At 60.6% G+C, this 16,011-nt stretch carries 14 protein-coding genes and 1 pseudogene; 5 read left to right on the forward strand and 10 right to left on the reverse strand.

The features are described 5' to 3' along the window. Window positions 1-223 precede the first annotated feature (223 nt). Complete coding sequence (trmL, locus tag UF78_RS01385; RefSeq protein ID WP_045160232.1) at window positions 224-685, reverse strand: tRNA (uridine(34)/cytosine(34)/5-carboxymethylaminomethyluridine(34)-2'-O)-methyltransferase TrmL; 462 nt, start codon at window positions 683-685, stop codon at window positions 224-226. Here trmL and UF78_RS01390 point away from each other — a divergent pair. After that, window positions 684-1,154, forward strand: a complete 471-nt coding sequence (locus tag UF78_RS01390) for a hypothetical protein (protein WP_045160233.1) — start codon at window positions 684-686, stop codon at window positions 1,152-1,154. The genes trmL and UF78_RS01390 overlap by 2 nt on opposite strands. Before the next feature lie 24 nt (window positions 1,155-1,178). On the opposite strand, the gene ntrC is transcribed toward UF78_RS01390, so the two are convergent. The 5 genes from ntrC to glnA all read right to left on the reverse strand — a co-directional run bounded on the left by ntrC (window position 1,179) and on the right by glnA (window position 6,674). Then, the gene (gene ntrC / locus UF78_RS01395) at window positions 1,179-2,615 is read right to left on the reverse strand and encodes a nitrogen regulation protein NR(I) (protein ID WP_045160234.1); all 1,437 of its coding nucleotides are present in this window, start codon (window positions 2,613-2,615) and stop codon (window positions 1,179-1,181) included. Next, window positions 2,612-3,694 (reverse strand): nitrogen regulation protein NR(II), encoded by a 1,083-nt coding sequence (gene glnL / locus UF78_RS01400; protein WP_045160235.1) that lies wholly within the window; start codon window positions 3,692-3,694, stop codon window positions 2,612-2,614. The genes ntrC and glnL overlap by 4 nt, the downstream gene beginning before the upstream one ends. A 167-nt stretch (window positions 3,695-3,861) precedes the next feature. After that, window positions 3,862-4,497, reverse strand: coding sequence for a DUF4124 domain-containing protein (locus tag UF78_RS01405; protein WP_045160236.1), 636 nt, complete (start codon window positions 4,495-4,497; stop codon window positions 3,862-3,864). Beyond that, on the reverse strand, window positions 4,494-5,084 hold the full coding sequence (locus UF78_RS01410; RefSeq protein ID WP_045160238.1) for a DUF4124 domain-containing protein: 591 nt from the start codon (window positions 5,082-5,084) through the stop codon (window positions 4,494-4,496). Before UF78_RS01410 ends, UF78_RS01405 begins: the two co-directional genes overlap by 4 nt. 183 nt (window positions 5,085-5,267) lie before the next feature. Further along, window positions 5,268-6,674, reverse strand: coding sequence for a glutamate--ammonia ligase (gene glnA, locus UF78_RS01415; RefSeq protein ID WP_045160239.1), 1,407 nt, complete (start codon window positions 6,672-6,674; stop codon window positions 5,268-5,270). 346 nt (window positions 6,675-7,020) lie between these two features. Between glnA and thiI the strand changes: the two genes are divergently transcribed. Together thiI and typA are read left to right on the forward strand one after the other, a co-directional pair. Beyond that, on the forward strand, window positions 7,021-8,475 hold the full coding sequence (gene thiI / locus UF78_RS01420) for a tRNA uracil 4-sulfurtransferase ThiI (RefSeq protein ID WP_045160240.1): 1,455 nt from the start codon (window positions 7,021-7,023) through the stop codon (window positions 8,473-8,475). A gap of 169 nt (window positions 8,476-8,644) precedes the next feature. Beyond that, window positions 8,645-10,465: a translational GTPase TypA gene (gene typA, locus UF78_RS01425; protein ID WP_045160241.1), complete on the forward strand. Its 1,821-nt coding sequence runs from the start codon at window positions 8,645-8,647 to the stop codon at window positions 10,463-10,465. 135 nt (window positions 10,466-10,600) lie between these two features. On the opposite strand, the gene UF78_RS01430 is transcribed toward typA, so the two are convergent. The 4 genes from UF78_RS01430 to UF78_RS01445 all read right to left on the reverse strand — a co-directional run bounded on the left by UF78_RS01430 (window position 10,601) and on the right by UF78_RS01445 (window position 13,551). After that, the gene (locus UF78_RS01430; protein WP_045160242.1) at window positions 10,601-11,488 is read right to left on the reverse strand and encodes a carbon-nitrogen hydrolase family protein; all 888 of its coding nucleotides are present in this window, start codon (window positions 11,486-11,488) and stop codon (window positions 10,601-10,603) included. Beyond that, window positions 11,485-12,081, reverse strand: a complete 597-nt coding sequence (locus tag UF78_RS01435) for a GNAT family N-acetyltransferase (RefSeq protein ID WP_045160244.1) — start codon at window positions 12,079-12,081, stop codon at window positions 11,485-11,487. Before UF78_RS01435 ends, UF78_RS01430 begins: the two co-directional genes overlap by 4 nt. Then, window positions 12,081-12,488, reverse strand: coding sequence for a ketosteroid isomerase-related protein (locus tag UF78_RS01440; RefSeq protein WP_045160245.1), 408 nt, complete (start codon window positions 12,486-12,488; stop codon window positions 12,081-12,083). The genes UF78_RS01435 and UF78_RS01440 overlap by 1 nt, the downstream gene beginning before the upstream one ends. Window positions 12,489-12,651: 163 nt before the next feature. Further along, on the reverse strand, window positions 12,652-13,551 hold the full coding sequence (locus UF78_RS01445; protein ID WP_045160246.1) for a LysR family transcriptional regulator: 900 nt from the start codon (window positions 13,549-13,551) through the stop codon (window positions 12,652-12,654). A gap of 100 nt (window positions 13,552-13,651) precedes the next feature. Here UF78_RS01445 and UF78_RS01450 point away from each other — a divergent pair. Both UF78_RS01450 and UF78_RS01455 read left to right on the forward strand, forming a co-directional pair. Beyond that, a pseudogene (locus tag UF78_RS01450) lies at window positions 13,652-14,158 on the forward strand (MBL fold metallo-hydrolase); the annotation flags it as partial. Between the two features lie 602 nt (window positions 14,159-14,760). Beyond that, window positions 14,761-15,705 (forward strand): glycine betaine ABC transporter substrate-binding protein, encoded by a 945-nt coding sequence (locus UF78_RS01455; RefSeq protein WP_045160252.1) that lies wholly within the window; start codon window positions 14,761-14,763, stop codon window positions 15,703-15,705. The last annotated feature ends 306 nt before the right edge of the window (window positions 15,706-16,011 follow it).

The raw sequence follows: 16,011 nt of genomic DNA on the forward strand, positions 1-16,011 counted from the left end.
GATATGGGGGACGCTGCCGCGCATTTCAACCGACACTCGGCCTGCCAGCCGAATAGACCGAAACCCGGCCGGCCCGAAGGCGGGTCATCGGGTCGAGCGCCGCCTGCCTCGCGTCGTATGTTTGCGCGCCTGCCGCCGATACGTGGCGGCGAGGTGTCTGGCTATGACGTGCCCTGAGCTGGCCGGCTGTCGTGCGGATGGTGGGTTTCAGCCAGACGGCGCTTCACTCGAGCGCAAAATCCAGCTGTCGCCAGGCCTCGTATACCGCGACGGCGACGGTGTTGGACAGATTCAGGCTGCGGCTGTTCGGCCGCATCGGTAGGCGCAGGCGCTGCTCGTTTGGTAATGCGTCGCGAATCTCCGCTGGCAGGCCGCGGCTTTCCGGGCCGAAGAGAAAGGCATCGCCGCGATGGAACTGCACCTGATGGAAGGGTTGTGAACCTTTTGTGGTGAACGCGAACAGTCGCGGCTGGTTGAGGCTTGCCAGGCAGCTGTCGAGGTCGGAATGACGTTTGAGCGGCGCATATTCGTGATAGTCCAGGCCCGCGCGGCGCAGACGCTTGTCGTCCAGCTCGAAGCCCAGCGGCTCGATCAGGTGTAGGCTGCAGCCGGCATTGGCACAGAGCCTGATAATGTTGCCGGTATTCGGCGGTATCTCCGGCTGAAAAAGGATTACATGGAACATGCGCGTCACCGACTCTGAAAACGACCGGCATTCTACTGCGGCAGGCGACCCTGCGGCAGGCGCCCCTGCGCGGCGCGATCCGCTACCTCGCCTGCGTCGGCGCTTTTTTGGCTCGCTGGTGCTGATCGGGTTGCTCGTGGGTGCCATGATCGGTCGGGTCACCGCACCCGGTCCGGTGCAGCTACTGCGTGTCGAGCCAGCCACCGATGGTTTGCAGCTCTGGTTCGATCGTGAGCCGGAGCTGTACAGCCAGGATGTCGATGGCGCGGTCGGTATGTTGTTTCAGGCACAGGGCCGCGACGGTAGTGGACGGCTTGATCCGGGCGGCACGAACATTGGTTGGCGCCTGCAAACGACCGAGAAGGGATTGCTGCTGCACTTCGTGGCGACCCGGCCGCTGGCAGCCGAGTGGGACGCCGAGAAGCGGGACGGCGATTGGCTATTGAAGGTGCGAGTCGCACCGCGTTGAGTGCGACCCTCGGCGCACCGGCGGTCAGTTGTCCTCGCCTTCGTCGTCGTCGGCTCCCTCCACGCCCATGCCCAGCTCCTTGATCTTGCGCGTCAAGGTATTGCGCCCCCAGCCGAGCAGCAGCGCCGCATCGCGACGGCGCCCGGCAGTGTGCTTGAGGGCGGTCTCGATCATGATCCGCTCGAAAGCCGGTACCGCTTCATCGAGCAGGTTCGATCGGCCGCGCGCCAACGCCAGGTCGGCCCACTGGTGCAGCGCCTGCTCCCAGTTGTTCGCCGGCAGGGCGTCGGCGGGCTGGTTGAGCAGCTCGGGCGGCAGGTCGCTGACATGCACTTCGCGCCCAGAGGCCATCACCGTGATCCAACGGCAGGTGTTCTCCAACTGGCGAACGTTGCCCGGCCAGGGCAGGTTTTTCAGGTAGTCCTCGGTTTCCTGCTTGAGCAGCTTGGTCTCGACGGAAAGCTCCTGCGCGGCGCTGGCGAGGAAATGCCGGGCCAGCGCGGGGATATCTTCGCGCCGATCGGACAGACGCGGGATGTGAATGCGGATGACGTTCAGGCGATGGAACAGGTCTTCGCGGAACTTGCCGGCCTGCACCAGGGTTTCCAGGTCCTGGTGGGTGGCGGCGATGATCCGGACATCGACCTTGACCGGCGTATGACCACCGACGCGATAGAACTCACCGTCGGCCAGGACCCGCAGCAGACGGGTCTGGGTGTCGGCCGGCATATCACCGATCTCGTCGAGGAACAGGGTGCCGCCATCGGCCTGCTCGAAACGCCCGCGGCGCTGGTTGGCCGCGCCGGTGAAGGCGCCTTTCTCGTGGCCGAACAGCTCGGATTCCATCAGGTCCTTGGGGATAGCCGCCATGTTCAACGCGATGAACGGCGATGCCGCACGCGGACTGTGGCGGTGCAGGGCGTGCGCCACCAACTCCTTGCCGGTGCCGGACTCGCCATTGATCAGCACGGTGATGTTGGAATGGCTGAGGCGGCCGATGGCGCGAAAGACTTCTTGCATCGCCGGCGCCTCGCCGATGATTTCCGGCGTCTGGTGCTGGTTGGTCGGCTCCTGCAGATGCTGCTGTTCCTGCGCATGCTGGTTGGCCCGCTTGACCAGCGACACGGCGTCGTCGACGTCGAACGGCTTGGGCAGATATTCAAAGGCGCCACCCTGGTAGGACGCCACCGCGCTGTCGAGGTCTGAATGCGCGGTCATGATGATCACCGGCAGGCGCGGGTGTAGTTCGCGGATCTGCTTGAGCAGGTCCAGGCCGCTGGTGCCGGGCATGCGGATGTCGGAGATGATCACGTCCGGTTGTTGCCGCGCCAGGCGGGCGAGCACGCTGTCGGCGCTGTCGAAGCTCTGCGTGGCCATGCCTTCCTGCTGCAGCGCCTTTTCCAGTACCCAGCGGATGGAGCGGTCGTCATCGACGATCCAGACGTTTTCGCTTCGGCTCATAGGGAAGAGGCTCCTTGTTCCAGCGGCAGGAAGATCGAGAATGCGGTGTGGCCGGGATGGCTTTCGCATTCGATCAGGCCCTGATGCTGACTGATGATGTTCTGGGTGATGGCCAAGCCAAGTCCGGTTCCGTCCGGACGGCCACTGACCATCGGATAAAAGAGGGTGTTCTGCAGTTCGGCCGGGATTCCCGGACCGTTGTCGATGATTTCGAGACGCGCGACCAGACGATGCCGGACGTGTCCGATGGTGAACTGGCGCAGGGTGCGGGTGCGCAAGGTCAGGCGACCGAGGCCCAGCTCGCACTGTCCGGCCAGTGCTTGCATGGCGTTACGCATGATGTTGAGCACGGCCTGGATCATCTGTTCGCGGTCGAGCAACACTTCGGGGATGCTCGGATCATAGTCGCGCACCAAAATGAGGCTTCCCTGGCTTTCAGCCTCGATCAGGCTGGCCACATGCTCGAGCACTTCGTGGATGTTCGTCATTGACAGGGAGGGCAGCTTGTTCGAGCCGAGCATCCGATCGACCAGGTTCCGCAAGCGGTCGGCTTCCTCGATGATCACCCCGGTGTAGTCCTTGAGATGCTCTTCGGGCAGCTCTCGCGATAGCAGCTGTGCGGCGCCGCGGATGCCGCCTAGCGGATTCTTGATCTCATGAGCAAGGCCGCGCACCAGCAGCTTGGTGGTTTCGTGAGCGGACAACTGCGCTTCTTCCTTGGTGATGCGCAGCAAGCGATCGCGGGGCAGCACCTCCAGCAGCAGCATGGTTTCCTGGCGGGTCAGTATCGGCGTGACGGCGTAATCGACGGTCAGTGTCTGGCCATTGGTTGAGGTCAGCGTCGCTTCGCGCTTGGTAAACGGATGTGCCTGTTCCACGGCCTGGCGCAGCGCGGCCAGCGCTTCGGCTGATTCGGTGAAAAGCTCGCTGATGAACTGGCCGTGGCTACGCTGGCCGCTCACGGCGAGCAGCATCTCTGCAGCCGGATTCATATATTCCAGCCGCAAGCGCGAGTTAAGCAGCAGCGTCGCGGTGGTCAGGTTCTCGATCAGCAGGCGCTGTAGGGCTTCGTTGATCATGGCTGTCTGCATCCGATGGGTAAGACGGGAAATGCAAGAAGCAAACCAAGGCGCTCTTTTTCGGCGCGGCGGCGTGCGCGCTAGCGCTCCAGAGCGGGGCGTCGTGAAAAACGAGTGAAGCGGATCGGATCGGTCCGGCTTATGCACCATTCAGGTGCATAGCATGGTCACAGAAAGGGCACGAAGGGAATATCTTTCTTTTCCTTGGGTTTATCCTTCAGCGGGCATTCGGGGCGGACGCCGTAATCGTCCTTCTTGCAGGGATTGACCATGCGTCGCTGGGCCAGCGAGGTGCGCATCATATGAAAGGTGCGCGGTAGGCTGCTCTGCAGGGGCTGGCCGTTCTCATCGATCACTTCCACAGTGAGCTGGTGGGTGCCGCGATCGATGTTCTGCAAAACGAACTGCGAGCCGCCATCGGCCAGGCCGGCGGCGTAGCCGTCCATCAGCAGGCGGTAGCGGTGGCCCGGCAACAACCCAGGCGTGCTGGCGACCTTGACCAGCAGGCCGCCGGCATTGTCGCGAATCGTGGCGTCTGGTTGCGGCGCAAGGATCTCGAGCAGGCTGTAGTGGTGCTTCGCAGTGTCGACCGTCGGCGCCGGCTCTGGTGCTTGCGGACGGTGCGTTTCGACTGCGGGCATGCGGTTGGTCGGCCCAGGTTTCACCGACTCGACCGACCGCCCGCCGGGGCGATCGGTGAACACGCGGTTGCCCTGTTCGTCCGTATAGCTGTAGATCTCGGCGACAGCAGGCAGGGCGCAGGCCAGCAGGGCGGCCGCGAATATTCGATGACTGACGTTCAAGACGCAGGTTTCGGTTTGGGGGTGGGTGTCGGTTTGGGTTTCGGCGGAACTGTCGGTTTGGGTCGCAACGCGGGGCTGGAGGTGTTGACCCGCTGCACGGTGAACTGCTCCTGGGCACGCTGAATCACCTGTCCGCCGCTCAGCACTTCGGCTTCGATGACATGGGTGCCGCGATCGACGTTGGTCAGCTGCAGCGACGTATTGCTGCTCGGTTCTCCCTGGGGCTCGCCATCGAGCAGAAAGCGGATCCGATGATTCCTGCGCAGTGGTGGATCGAGTTGAGCATTGACCACGAAGGTGCCGTTGTTCGCCCGCAGCGCCTGCTCGTCCGGTATGCCGCCGATGGACAGGCTGCGGTAGGCCTGCTGTCGGTCCGTGCCGTTCTGCTCTTCGGGTAAGGGTGGCGGTGCGTTCGGCACCTTGATGTCCACGGTATTGGCAGGCGGCAGATCGATGGTCTCCGCCGTCACGCCTTCCGGTGGCTGGTTGGTGAAGACCGTGTTGCCCTTGTCGTCTGTGTATTTGTAGATCTGCGCCATGGCCGGGGCCGTTAGCAGTACGAGCAGGCTGAACAATGCGATGCGCATGGGAAGCTCCGCGGAGTGAATGCGGGAAGCCTTGCACTGTGTTGGTGGACAGGCAAGTGCCAACGTTGCGATTTGCGATCGATGCCCGCCGGTCGCAGCGCAAACGCATGTTGTCCTGCCCTGCGATAGCGTAGATATAAAAAAGGCCTCCCGAAGGAGGCCTTTTCTATCATGCGGACTGGCTTAGACGCTGTAGTACAGGTCGTATTCCAGCGGGTGCACGAAGGTGCGGACCTTGATTTCTTCCTCGCTCTTGAGCTCGAGGTAGGCGTCAATGAAGTCGTCGGAGAACACGCCGCCCTTGGTCAGGAACGCACGGCCCTTGTCCAGCTCTTCCAGAGCTTCCTTCAGGCTGCCGCACACCTGCGGGATCAGCTTGCCTTCTTCCGGCGGCAGATCGTACAGGTTCTTGTCAGCTGCATCGCCAGGGTGAATCTTGTTCTGGATGCCGTCCAGGCCAGCCATCAGCAGTGCGGCGAAGCACAGGTAGGGGTTGGCAGCCGGGTCCGGGAAGCGCGCTTCGATACGGCGGGCTTTCGGGCTGGATACGTACGGGATACGGATCGAGGCGGAGCGGTTGCGGGCCGAGTAGGCCAGCATCACCGGTGCTTCGAAGCCCGGAACCAGACGCTTGTAGGAGTTGGTCGACGGGTTGGTGAAGCCGTTCAGCGCCTTGCCGTGCTTGATGATGCCGCCGATGAAATACAGGGCGGTATCGGACAGGCCGGCGTAGCCTTCGCCTGCGAAGGTGTTCTTGCCATCCTTGGAGATGGACATGTGTACGTGCATACCCGAACCGTTGTCGCCGTACAGCGGCTTCGGCATGAAGGTCGCGGTCTTGCCGTAGGCATCGGCGACGTTGTGTACGCAGTACTTCAGGGTCTGAACTTCGTCAGCCTTGTTAACCAGCGTGTTGAACTTGACGCCGATTTCGTTCTGGCCGGCAGTGGCCACTTCGTGGTGGTGCACTTCGACGACCAGGCCCATCTCTTCCATGGCGTTGCACATGGCGGTACGGATTTCGTGGTCGTGGTCGCACGGCGGAACAGGGAAGTAACCGCCTTTGACGGCCGGACGATGGCCCTTGTTGCCGCCTTCGATGTCAGCGTCGGTGTTCCAGGAGCCTTGCTCGGAGAAAATCTTGAACATCGAGCCGGAGATGTCGGACTTGAACTTCACTTCGTCGAAGATGAAGAACTCAGGCTCCGGACCAACGAATACGGTGTCACCGATACCGGTCGACTTGAGGAATTCTTCGGCGCGCTTGGCGATCGAGCGAGGGTCGCGGTCGTAGCCCTGCATGGTGCTCGGCTCGACGATATCGCAGACCAGGATCAGGGTCGGCTCTTCGGTGAACGGATCCAGTACGGCGGTTTCATCGACCGGCATCAGGATCATGTCGGAGGCTTCGATGCCCTTCCAGCCATGAATGGACGAGCCGTCGAACATTTTGCCGTGCTCGAAGAAGTCTTCGTCCTGAGCGTCACGCGCCGGAACGGTCACGTGGTGCTGCTTGCCTTTGGTGTCGGTGAAGCGCAGATCAATCCACTTCACATCGTAATCTTTGATCAGTTGAAGCGACTTCGACATGGTGCTCTCCAAGTGGTGGAAGCGTTGGCAGACAAAGCTTCCCAAATCTAGGGGTGAAGCCGAGCGGGGATACTCCGTCAAGGCGACCTGCCTCACAAGGGAGCAAATTGCATGCCAGTGCTCCGTGATGGGTCCGGACGCCTGAAAACGGCGGCTCCCTGACAACTTGGGGCGTTTGGCCAGCCGTATTCTAATTATTACGCCCCATAGTGGTGCGATATGGAGTGGCGTCGTCCTGTTTTGGTGCAACTCGTGTGGGATTGAGAAAACTGACTAAAGCTTGATCAATTTCCGATATACTCCGCCCCCCTCTTTTTACGCCTTGCCGGCGCTTGCGCTGTTTTCCATGAAACTGATCGTCAAAGTATTCCCAGAAATCACCATCAAGAGCCCGCCGGTGCGAAAGGGGTTCATTCGCCAGTTGGCGAAGAATATCCGCACCGTGCTGCGCGACCTCGATCCCGACTTGCGGGTGGAAGGGGTGTGGGACAACGTCGAGGTGGAAACGGCGCTCAGCGATTCGAAGTTGCTGAAGGAAATGATCGAGCGCCTCCGCTGCACGCCGGGTATCGCCCATTGCCTGGAAGTGCACGAGTACCCGCTGATGGGTCTGGACGACATCGTCGACAAATGCAAGGCGCACTTCGCCGACCGGCTGGCCGGCAAGATATTCGCTGTCCGCTGCAAGCGTGCCGGCAAGCATCCGTTCAGCTCGATGGACGTCGAGCGTCATGTCGGCAGTGAGCTGCGTGTGCACTGCGGCGCCGCCGGCATTTCGCTGAAAGCGCCGGAAATCGAAGTGCGGATGGAGATCCGCGACCAGCGCTTGTTCATCGTGCATGCCCAGCATGACGGCATTGGCGGCTATCCGCTGGGTGCGTTGGAGCAAACACTGGTGTTGATGTCCGGTGGGTTCGATTCCACCGTGGCCGCCTACCAGATGATGCGCCGCGGACTGATGACGCACTTCTGCTTCTTCAACCTCGGCGGTCGTGCCCATGAGCTGGGTGTGATGGAAGTCGCCCACTATTTATGGAAGAAGTACGGCAGCTCGCATCGCGTGCTGTTTATCAGCGTGCCCTTCGAAGAAGTCGTTGGCGAGATTCTCGAGAAGGTCGACAACAGCCAGATGGGCGTGGTGCTCAAACGCATGATGCTGCGCGCCTCGACCGAGATTGCCGAGCGTCTGCACATCGATGCACTGGTGACCGGCGAGGCGATTTCCCAGGTGTCGAGCCAGACGTTGCCGAACCTGTCAGTGATCGATTCGGCCACCGACATGCTGGTGCTGCGCCCGCTGATCGCGAGCCACAAGCAGGACATAATCGACACCGCTTTCGAAATCGGCACGGCCGAGTTCGCCAAGAACATGCCCGAATATTGTGGCGTGATCTCGAAGAATCCGACCACCAAGGCCAAGCGCTACCGTATCGAACACGAAGAGAAACAGTTCGACATGGCAGTCCTCGAGCGTGCCATGGCCAACGCCCGTCAAGTCGCCATCGACCGGGTGATCGACGAGCTGGCCCAGGACCTGCAAGTCGAAGAAGTCGCCGAGGCTTCTGCAGGCCAGGTGGTGCTGGACATCCGTCATCCCGATGCAGCCGAGGACGAACCCCTGCAGCTGGATGGCATCGAAGTGCAAACGTTGCCGTTCTATGCGATCAACAACCGCTTCAAGGAGCTGGACGTGAATCGCCAGTACCTGCTGTATTGCGATAAAGGTGTCATGAGCCGCCTGCATGCTCATCATTTGTTGAGCGAGGGGCATATCAATGTGCGCGTTTATCGTCCGGCATAAGATGCCCGGGCTGAATGGCGGCAGTATCCGTCACCGCCCTCCCGACCCGCACCGCGGCCTGTAACGGCCGCGACACCTCGTCAATTGTCAGCTTTTATCAAACCGATTTTTCGCGTAGGGCGCTGAGCGCATCCGCTCCACCGCCCGACCCAACTACGAGACCACTACTGTGATCGAGAATCTACGTAACATCGCCATCATCGCTCACGTTGACCATGGCAAAACCACCCTGGTCGACAAGCTTCTGCGCCAGTCCGGCACCCTGGAGCGCGGCGAGCTCAACGATGAGCGCGTGATGGACTCCAACGACCAGGAAAAAGAGCGCGGCATCACCATCCTGGCCAAGAACACCGCCATTCGCTGGAACGAATACCGGATCAACATCGTCGACACCCCCGGCCACGCCGACTTCGGCGGTGAAGTAGAGCGTGTGATGTCGATGGTCGACTCCGTGCTGCTGCTGGTCGACGCCCAGGACGGCCCGATGCCGCAAACCCGCTTCGTGACCAAGAAGGCCTTCGAAGCCGGCCTGCGCCCGATCGTGGTGATCAACAAGGTCGACCGTCCGGGCGCGCGTCCGGACTGGGTGCTGGATCAGATCTTCGACCTGTTCGACAACCTGGGCGCCACCGAAGAGCAGTTAGACTTCCAGGTCGTCTACGCCTCGGCCCTGAACGGCATCGCCGGTCTGGACCACACCGACATGGCCGAAGACATGACCCCGCTGTATCAGGCCATCGTCGACCACGTACCGGCCCCGCAGGTCGATGTCGATGGCCCGTTCCAGATGCAGATCTCCGCGCTGGACTACAACAGCTTCCTCGGCATCATCGGCGTAGGCCGCATCGCCCGTGGCCGCGTCAAGCCGAACACCCCGGTCACTGCCATCGACATGCATGGCAAGAAGCGTAACGGCCGTATCCTCAAGCTGATGGGCCACCACGGTCTGCACCGCGTCGACGTCGACGAAGCCACCGCTGGCGACATCGTCTGCATCAGCGGTATGGATGAACTGTTCATCTCCGACACCCTGTGCGACCAGAACCACGTCGAAGCCATGAAGCCGCTGACCGTTGACGAGCCAACCGTATCCATGACCTTCCAGGTCAACGATTCCCCGTTCTGCGGTAAGGAAGGCAAGTTCGTCACCAGCCGTAACATCAAGGAGCGCCTGGACAAGGAGCTGCTGTACAACGTGGCCCTGCGCGTCGAAGAAGGCGACTCGGCTGACAAGTTCAAAGTCTCCGGTCGCGGCGAGTTGCACCTGTCGGTGCTGATCGAAACCATGCGTCGTGAAGGCTTCGAAATGGCCGTGGGCCGTCCAGAAGTGATCATCCGTGAAGTCGACGGCGCCAAGCATGAGCCGTTCGAGAACGTCACCATCGACATCCCTGAAGAAGCGCAGGGCAAGGTGATGGAAGAGATGGGCCTGCGTAAGGGCGACCTGAGCAACATGGTGCCGGATGGCAAGGGCCGTGTTCGCCTGGAGTACAACATCCCGGCCCGTGGTCTGATCGGTTTCCGTAACCAGTTCCTGACCCTGACCAACGGCGCAGGCATCCTGACTTCGATCTTCGACCGCTACGACGTGATGAAGTCCGGCCACATGTCCGGCCGTCAGAACGGCGTACTGGTATCGGTCGAAACCGGCAAGGCGCTGACCTATTCGCTGGAAACTCTGCAGGCGCGCGGCAAGCTGTTCGTCGAGCATGGCCAGGAAATCTACAACGGCCAGATCGTCGGCCTGAACAGCCGTGACAACGACATGGGCGTGAACCCCACCAAGGGCAAGAAGCTCGACAACATGCGTGCTTCGGGCAAGGACGAAACCATCGCCCTGGTTCCGCCGGTCCGCTTCACGCTGGAACAGGCTCTGGAATTCATCCAGGACGACGAGCTGTGCGAAGTGACCCCGAAGTCGATCCGTCTTCGCAAGAAGATCCTCGACGAAGGCGAGCGTAACCGCGCTGCGAAGAAAGCCAAGGCTTGATTCCGGCTTAGCTACAACGAAAAGGCGCCTTAGGGCGCCTTTTTGCTGTCTGTAATTCCCGGCTGGACGTTAGTCGTTTCGCCTTTCCCCCCGTATAGAGATCAGGGGCCTGCTCATCATTGCAGTTCGCGATAACTAGAGCTTCCCTCGCTCCGGCCCCTTCAATGCAAATTGCTTCGGCCAGTCACGATGGTTGAAGACTTGGCCCTCGGCGCGAATGCGGGCGATCTCGCGCAGGTCGACGGTTGCAAAGACCCAGCGGGGCTCGTCGTCCGTGCCTTCCGCCAGGATGCCGTCGTCGGGAAAGCCGTAATCGACTGGCGTGTAGACACTGGCGCGGCCAGTATTGACGTCAACCGCTTCGGACCAGGGGGCATGGCCGACGGTGGGCGCCTGGACCACATAGCATTGATGTTCCAGCGCGCGGGCCTGGCAGCCGATACGTACCCGATGGAAACCCGCCTGGGTATCGGTGCAGCTGGGAACCAGCAGCAAATCTGCTCCGGCTGCAACCTGCTGGCTCGCAATCATAGGAAACTCAGAGTCATAGCAAATCAGGATGCCGATACGGCCCAGTTCGGTATCGATTACCTCAATGTGGTTGCCACCACTGATACGCCATTGCTCAGTCTCGAAGCGAGTCATCATCAGTTTGTCCTGATGCCCTAGCTTTCCTTGCGGGCCAAACAGGGTTGCCCGGTTTACGACACGGCCAGCCTGCAATTCAGTCGGGAAGGAGCTTGCCAGAATCAGGACGTCATAGCGGCTGGCAAGGGTCTGGTGTATTTCGTGCCACTTCGGCAGCAAGGTCTGCATCGTACGGAGCTGCTGCTGCAGGTCGCTGTAAACCGCCTCGCCGAACAGCGAGGCCAGTTCCATGCTGCCGTATTCGGGAAACACCAACAGTTTGGCGCCTTGCTGCGCGGCGTTGGCGATCCAGGTCTCCAGTTTTTCAGCGAACTCATCCCAGTGTGAAAAAAAACCGATATCGTACTGGGCTGTCGCCAGCTTAAACGCGCTCATTGCAAATGTTTCATCCAGAAGATCATGGGTTTGAGTGACTCCCGCCCATCGCCAAGGTCTTTCCAGCTGAAGTGCGTCGTCAGCTCCGGGTGTTTTTTGTACCCACGATGACGCCAGAACTCATCCAGTGGCTGGTAATCGGCAGGGCGAGCAGGATGGGTAGCGGGCCGCTCCACCCCACAGAAGCAGGAATACCTCATGCCGCCAATGGCGCGCGCATGCAGCTCACGTTGTTCAAAAAACGCCACTCCCGCCCCCTGCCCGCGGTATTCAGGCAGTAACACGGATTCGCCGCAGTAAAATATTTCATCAATGTTGTAATCCGCCTCGCGGAAGGGCTGCTGGACTTCATCCGTCTCATGGGACATCGGTAACCCGGTAGACGCACCTACGACCCTGTCGCCATCGAATGCCAGCACCACCACACTGTGCGGTGCTTCGATGTAGGTTTGCAGATAGCGCGCCTCGTAATCCGCGGCACCGTCATACAGGTACGGAAAGTCGCGGAACACGCGCATGCGTAACCGAGCCAGTTCAGGGATGAACCGATGAAGCGCTGCGCCAGACAAGCGCCGGAAGATCAACTTGGCCATTACACGGAAACTTGAGCGATCCAGTCTTCAAGGTTGTAGTAGTTGGTGACCCGCGCCACTTGGCCGTCTCTGATCACGAAGAAAGCCCCAGCCGGAAGGCGGTAAGTCTGGCCCTTCGCTTCGGGCAGCCCTTCATCGGTCGCCAGGTATTCCCCGATGACCGTGAACTCGACCGCTGCTCGGTCGCCGGCTTCATTCGTGGTGATGGAGAGGTCCACGATAGTCTCCCGGTAGTTGCGGTTCATGCGCTCCATGAACTTCGCAAAGGCCGCCTTGCCGACCTCACGTCCACTCTGGTTGATGTCGTGAATGACATCGTCCGTCAGCAGCGAGAGAAAGGTATCCATGTCGCCGGCGTTAAAGGCATCGTAGTAGCGTTGCAGTAGATGTGCGGTGGCCTGATGCATGAGTGAAGTGTCCTGAATTGATACGTCGTCCGATAGTAGTCAGTCGCGGCGGCCAGGCGAAAGAGCATGCGTTCGGGCTGGCAAGATCAAGTATGAGAGGGTCGCAACTGGCTATATCGACCGCTAAGGCTTAGCCGGCTCGGCATTATTTTCCCGGCCTCGCTCAGCGATCCCAGTCCGGCTGTTCAGCAAGCCGCTCGATCAGAAAATCCAGCAAGGCGCGTAGTGCTGGCGGCATTTGCCGGCGTGTGCCATAGAGCGCATGGATACCCAGTTCCTGCGGTTCGTACTCGGGCAGTAGCTGCACCAGTGCCCCGGAACGCAGCAGCGCGCTAACTGAGTAAAGCGGCTGCAAACTGATACCCGCATCGGCCAGCGTGGCCTCCAGCAGCACCATGGACTCGTTGGCGCTGAGGTTACCCCTGACGGCCACGGCGAAGGGCTCGCCGGCGCGTTGGAACTCCCAGATGCTGCGGCCGAAATAGGCGTAGCTCAGGCAATTGTGCTGCGCCAGATCCGTAGGCCGCTGTGGCGTGCCATGGCGCTTGAGATAGCTCGGTGTCGCGCACACCGCCGAACGACATACGGCGAGCTGGCGGGCGATCAGATTGGGGTCGAGCTGGTTGGTGATGCGCAACGCCAGATCGACCCGCGCTTCCACCAGATTGACCGTTTGACTGTCGATCAGCAGATCGAAATCGACCTGCGGATACATAGCCATAAATGCGTTGAGCTGGTGCACCAGCCAGGCCTGGGCGAATGACTGGCTGCAGGCGATACGCAGGTTGCCACGTGGGGCGATATCGCTACTCGAACTGATGCCCTGCATGGTTTCGGCTACGGCGAGCATTTCCCTGCACTGCGGCAATAGCTGCTCGCCGATGCCGGTCAGGCTCAGTTTGCGCGTGCTGCGGTGCAACAGACGCGCGCCGACCCAGCTTTCCAGTTCGGCGAGATAGCGCGAAACCATCGCCCGCGACATTTCCAGCGCCTCGGCAGCCGCTGTTTGGCTGCCTCTGTCCACCACTTCGACAAATACCCGGGTTGCCGTCAGTCGATCCATTATTCGCTCGATATGCGCAACAAATATGCGCGAATTAAGGGGCTTTTTGAGCCATTTAAAGCAACTAATATCCCTCCGTCACTCAAAAACGGAGGCTCTCATGTTCCCAACCCGTATCGTTCGCCAACTTCTCGCCGGTGCTGCTTTGCTCGCCGGTGCCAGCGCCGTCCTGGCGCAACCGCTCAGCGTCGAGGTGTACAACCCCGGCGAAAGTGCCGTTTTTCCAGTCGCGTCTACGCTGATCAGCGGCGAGCGCGACGCGATTTTGGTCGACGCGCAGTTCTCCACTCGCGAAGCCCAGGAGCTCGTCGAACGCATCCAGGCCAGCGGCAAAACCCTGACCACCATTTTTATCAGCCACGGCGATCCCGATTTTTACTTCGGCCTCGATACCCTGACCCGCGCCTACCCCGAGGCCAAGGTGCTGGCGACGGCGGAGACCGTCGCCCATATCGAAAAAAGCCGCGCGCCCAAACTGGCGTACTGGGGCCCGATCCTCAAGGACAGCGCGCCGCAGCGCACCCTGGTGCCGGAAGTTCTGCAGGGCGATAGCCTGACCCTGGAAGGGCAGAGCTTGCAGCTGATCGGCCACGACCCCAAGCACACCAATGCAGTGGCCCTGACAGGTCGGTGAAAGAACTACCTGCATTGGCCCTTCTGATAAAAGACAGGGCGTAAACACAGGCTCGGCAAGTCGCTCGCGACTAACGCGCTGCAGCGCGGAGCCGTTGACTGGTATTTCGCTGCGCTGCGTTTCTCGCCTGTTTTTGCGGGCCGCCATCGGTATTATCCTTGGCTACCTCGCCTACGTCTCTTCAACGGCCTGCCAGCGGCACGATAACGAGCCGACCGACCAGACGAACATTGCGGCATAGTCGCCGGCCTCGCGCCAATGGATATGTCGCAATTGCCCCGCTCCAATCTGCTGATTTGCCCCTGTTGCGCCGATTAACCCCATCGTCCGCGTCAGCATGAACCTGCCTGCCGAGTGACGCGGAACGCAGCCGTCGCAAGCCCGACGCATTTCTTTAAAGCCTTCGCGGTTATCTCAATGCTTCCTTCCACTATTTCAGCGGTCCGAGCCCCATGAGTCAGGAATGAGACGCTACGCACATGGCCGTGGTCTGGTATTTGCTCAGTCGTGGCTGTTAGCCATCGCTGGGTGGTTAATTCCCAGAATCAGACCGTCACAGAAGGCAGGTGGACTTTATGAAACGTTTAATGGGCTGGATGCTCACGCTTTCCCTGACTTGCGCCGGGAACCTGCAAGCTGCCGAAACAGCGCGCTGTGAGCAGGTCCGGTTGTCCGACGTCGGCTGGACCGACATCACCATGACCACAGCCGTCACGCGGCTTCTGCTCGGCGAGCTAGGCTACCGCACGCATGTCGCGCGGCTATCGCTTCCAGAAACCTACGCTGGCTTGGCAGAGGGAAAGGTAGATGTGTTCCTCGGCAACTGGATGCCAGCGCAGGCCGCGTTGGCCCAGCCGCATCTGGACGCGGGGCTGATCGAAAAGCTGCAAACGAATTTGCCTGTCGTGCGCTATACCCTGGCCGTACTGCAGCCAGGTTACGAGGCCGGGCTGCACGATTTCGCCGATATCCAGCGTTTCGAAAAAGAGCTCGGCGGGAAAATCTATGGGCTCGAGCGCGGGAACGGCGGCAACAAGATGGTGCAGGGCATGATCAAGGACAATGTTTTCGGCCTGAAGGGTTTCACCCTGGTGGAGTCCAATGAAAACGAAATGCTCAATTACGTTGAGCGCGCCCAGCACCTGGGCCAGTTTGCGGTATTCCTGGCCTGGGAGCCGCACCCTATGAATAAACGCTTTCGTCTGTCCTACCTGTCAGGCGGCGACGCCTATTTCGGCCCCAACTACGGTGCCGCACAAGTGAATACAGTGGCGCGCGGCGGCTTCTCTAAAGACTGCCAGAACCTTGCAAGGCTGTTCAGCAACATGACGTTCACCATCGCGTCGGTCAGTGAGCTGATGAGCGCGGTGCAGGAAAGCAACACCAATCGTCGGCGGGTCGCCAAGCAATGGATCAAAGCCAATCCGCAGATTGTTGCCACCTGGCTCAAAGGGGTCACTCACCGCGAAGGCGGACCGGTCACAGCGATATTCGGTGCGTCATTGGCTTCCACTAATTAGGCGTCAACCGCATACGAACGGACGCGGCGCTCGGCCAGGCGGTCCAGTATCCCGATACGGCGTGGGCCGATAGCCGCCGTGCGGCCTGTTACCTTTCGTAATGAAGGAAAGCTAACAGGCGATAGCCCGCCTTTTTGCAGGCGTGAACGTGGTTGACCTGGGGCTCACCTGAGGAGAGGAGAGCCCTATGCGGCATCGAGCAAGGCTGCTGCTGCCCGGGGTGCCGTCGCATTGGAAACAGCGATTCAAAAAGGAGATAGAGCAGGCTTTTGGGCGTCGAGCGGGGCGGGGGCGGCGGGAGGCCGA

Origin of the sequence: Stutzerimonas stutzeri (assembly GCF_000952685.1) — a bacterium.
In the GTDB taxonomy this organism is placed as follows: domain Bacteria; phylum Pseudomonadota; class Gammaproteobacteria; order Pseudomonadales; family Pseudomonadaceae; genus Stutzerimonas; species Stutzerimonas stutzeri_E.